At 71.2% G+C, this 2,590-nt stretch carries 2 protein-coding genes; both read left to right on the top strand.

Annotation, left to right across the window (positions count from 1 at the left end):
• The first annotated feature begins 134 nt into the window (after positions 1-134).
• Entirely contained in the window at positions 135-1,682 is a 1,548-nt protein-coding gene (istA, locus tag EUA98_RS19435; RefSeq protein WP_255424333.1) for an IS21 family transposase, read from the top strand.
• Positions 1,679-2,482 carry an IS21-like element helper ATPase IstB gene (gene istB / locus EUA98_RS19430; protein WP_130104326.1) on the top strand — a complete coding sequence of 268 codons (804 nt, stop codon included), beginning with the start codon at positions 1,679-1,681 and terminating at the stop codon, positions 2,480-2,482. Before istA ends, istB begins: the two co-directional genes overlap by 4 nt.
• The last annotated feature ends 108 nt before the right edge of the window (positions 2,483-2,590 follow it).

The following is a 2,590-nucleotide window of genomic DNA, read 5'->3' as shown; positions in this document are numbered from 1 at the left end:
TGAGTGTGCCAGCCTGAGTTGGCCCCACTTGGACCGGTTTTGATGCTCTGATTTGGCCCCACTCCCGACCCACCCGTCTTACCGTCCGTGACGTCTGCCAAGGCGATCACGGGAGAGGTAAGACGTTGAAGGAGATGTCGAGAGTGGAGCAGTTCGAGGGTATTCGTCGAGACGCACGAGATGGCGGTTTGTCGATCAGGGCACTGGCTGACAAGCACAAGGTCCACCGGCGCACGGTCCGGTTGGCGTTGGCGGACGCGACGCCGCCGCCGCGCAAACCACCGGTCCGCCTGGCCCCGGTGTTGGGCCCGCACGTGGCCACGGTGCGCGGGTGGCTGATCGCGGACAAGGCCGTGCACCGCAAGCAGCGCCATACCTCCCGCCGGGTCTGGCAGCGGCTGGTCGAGGAGGAGGGGGTGGCGGTGGCCGAGTCGAGCGTGCGGGCCCTGGTCGGGCAGCTGCGCCGGGAGATCTTCGATCAGTCGTTGGCGGTCGCGGTCCCGCAGACCCACCTGCCCGCCGAGGAGGCCGAGGTCGACTTCGGGGAGTTCCGGGCTGTGATCGCGGGCGTCACGGTGAAGCTGTGGATGTTCGTGCTGCGCTTGTCGCACTCGGGCAAGGCCGTCCACGTCGCCTACGCGAACCAGGCCCAGGAGTCGTTCCTGGACGGGCACGTCCAGGCGTTCGCCCGCCTGGGCGGGGTCCCGACGGGTCAGATCCGCTACGACAACCTCAAGCCCGCGGTGATCCGGGTGCTGCTCGGGCGGGACCGGTTGGAGAACGTCCGCTTCATCGCGTTGCGGTCGCACTACGGGTTCGACTCGTTCTTCTGCCATCCCGGCATCGAGGGCGCCCACGAGAAGGGTGGGGTCGAGGGCGAGGTCGGCCGGTTCCGCCGCCGGCACCTGGTGCCCGTGCCGAAGTTCGCCTCGTTGGCGGCCATAAACGCGTTTATGGCCGCCGCCGACGACGCGGACGACGCCCGGCGGATCACCGGGCGCCTGGAGACCGTCGGGGCGGCCGCGGCCCGCGAGGCGCCCGGCCTGCGGGCGCTGCCCGTCGACGCGTTCGACCCCGGCGAGATGCTCTCGTGCCGGGTCGACGCCAAGGCTCGGGTCTGCGTGCGCCAGTCGTACTACTCAGTGCCGGCGCGGTTCGCCGGGCGGCGCCTGCAAGTCCACCTCGGCGCCCGGACCCTGGACGCCCTGGCCGACGGCGCGGTCGTGGCCACCCACACCCGCTCGCTGCACAAATACACCCAGGACCTGCAGCTGGACCACTACCTGGAGGTCCTGACCCGCAAGCCCGGCGCCCTGGCCGGGGCGACCGCCCTGGCCCACGCCCGCGCGTCAGGGACGTTCACCCGGACCCATCAACGGTTCTGGGACGGGGCCCGCAAGAACCTCGGCGACGCCGCGGGGACCCGGGCCCTGGTCGGTGTGTTGCTGCTGCACCGGACCCTGCCGGCAGCGCACGTGATCGCCGCGATGGGCGTCGCGCTCGAGCTGGGGACGTTCGACGCGGACGTCGTGGCGGTCCACGCCCGCCAAGTCGCCCAAGCCCACACACCCCCACCCCCGCTGGTGGTCGTGCCCGCGATCGCCCCGGCGGGCGCCCACGAGCACCGGGGCGCCCCGACCCTGACCGCCTACGACGAACTCCTGACGGGGGTCGGCGCATGAGCGCCGCGCCCGCCCGCCCCGCGGTGACCGCGTTGAGCGACCCGGCCGCCGACGCCGCGATCACCGCGGCCTGCACCCTGTTGTCCCTGCCCACGATCCGCACCCAAGCCGGACCCCTGGCCGACGCCACAGCCCGCGAACGACTGACCCACAAGGCCTACCTCGCCGAAGTCCTGTCCGCCGAGTGCGACGACCGCGACGCCCGGCGCCGCCTGCGGCGAGTCAAGGAAGCGAAGTTCCCCCGACCCAAACGCCTCGAAGACTTCGACGCGACCGCCATCACCGACCTGCCCCCAGCACGGCTCGCGCACCTGGCCACCGGCGGATGGATCGACGCCGGCGAACCCCTGGTGCTGCTCGGCGACTCCGGGACCGGCAAGACCCACCTGCTCATCGCCCTGGGCACCGCCGCCGCCGAACAGGGCCGACGGGTCCGCTACGTGACCACCGCCGCCCTGGTCAACGAGCTCATCGAGGCCGCCGACGACAAACAGCTCTCCCGAGCCGTGGGCCGCTACGCCCGCCTCGATCTCCTGGCCCTGGACGAGATCGGCTACGTCAGCCTGGACCCACGCGGGGCCGAGCTGCTGTTCCAGATCATCACCGAACGCGAAGAACGCGCCTCCATCGCCTGCGCCTCGAACGCGATGTTCAGCGAGTGGGGCGCGACCTTCACCGACCCCCGCCTCGCCGCCGCGGTCGTCGACCGACTCACGTTCAACGCCCACATCATCAACACCGGCACCTCGTCCTACCGGCTGCGCGCCACCCGCGCGAAGAAGGGAGCCACCACCACCTGACCCACCCGCGCCGACGACGACAACGACGCCGGCAAGCACGACCCAACACGCAACGGGTGGGGCCAGATCAGAGCATCAAAGTGGGGCCAAATGGGGTTGTCATTCTCA

Origin of the sequence: Pengzhenrongella frigida, assembly GCF_004168625.1 — a bacterium.
In the GTDB taxonomy this organism is placed as follows: domain Bacteria; phylum Actinomycetota; class Actinomycetes; order Actinomycetales; family Cellulomonadaceae; genus Pengzhenrongella; species Pengzhenrongella frigida.
Note: the sequence above shows the minus strand (reverse complement) of the source record. Positions and strands in the feature narration are given on the sequence as shown.

Excerpts from the sequence above, each read along its gene's own strand:
- istA (WP_255424333.1), top strand. The coding sequence starts at position 135 with ATGTCGAGAGTGGAGCAGTTCGAGGGTATTCGTCGAGACGCACGAGAT.
- istB (WP_130104326.1), top strand. The coding sequence starts at position 1,679 with ATGAGCGCCGCGCCCGCCCGCCCCGCGGTGACCGCGTTGAGCGACCCG.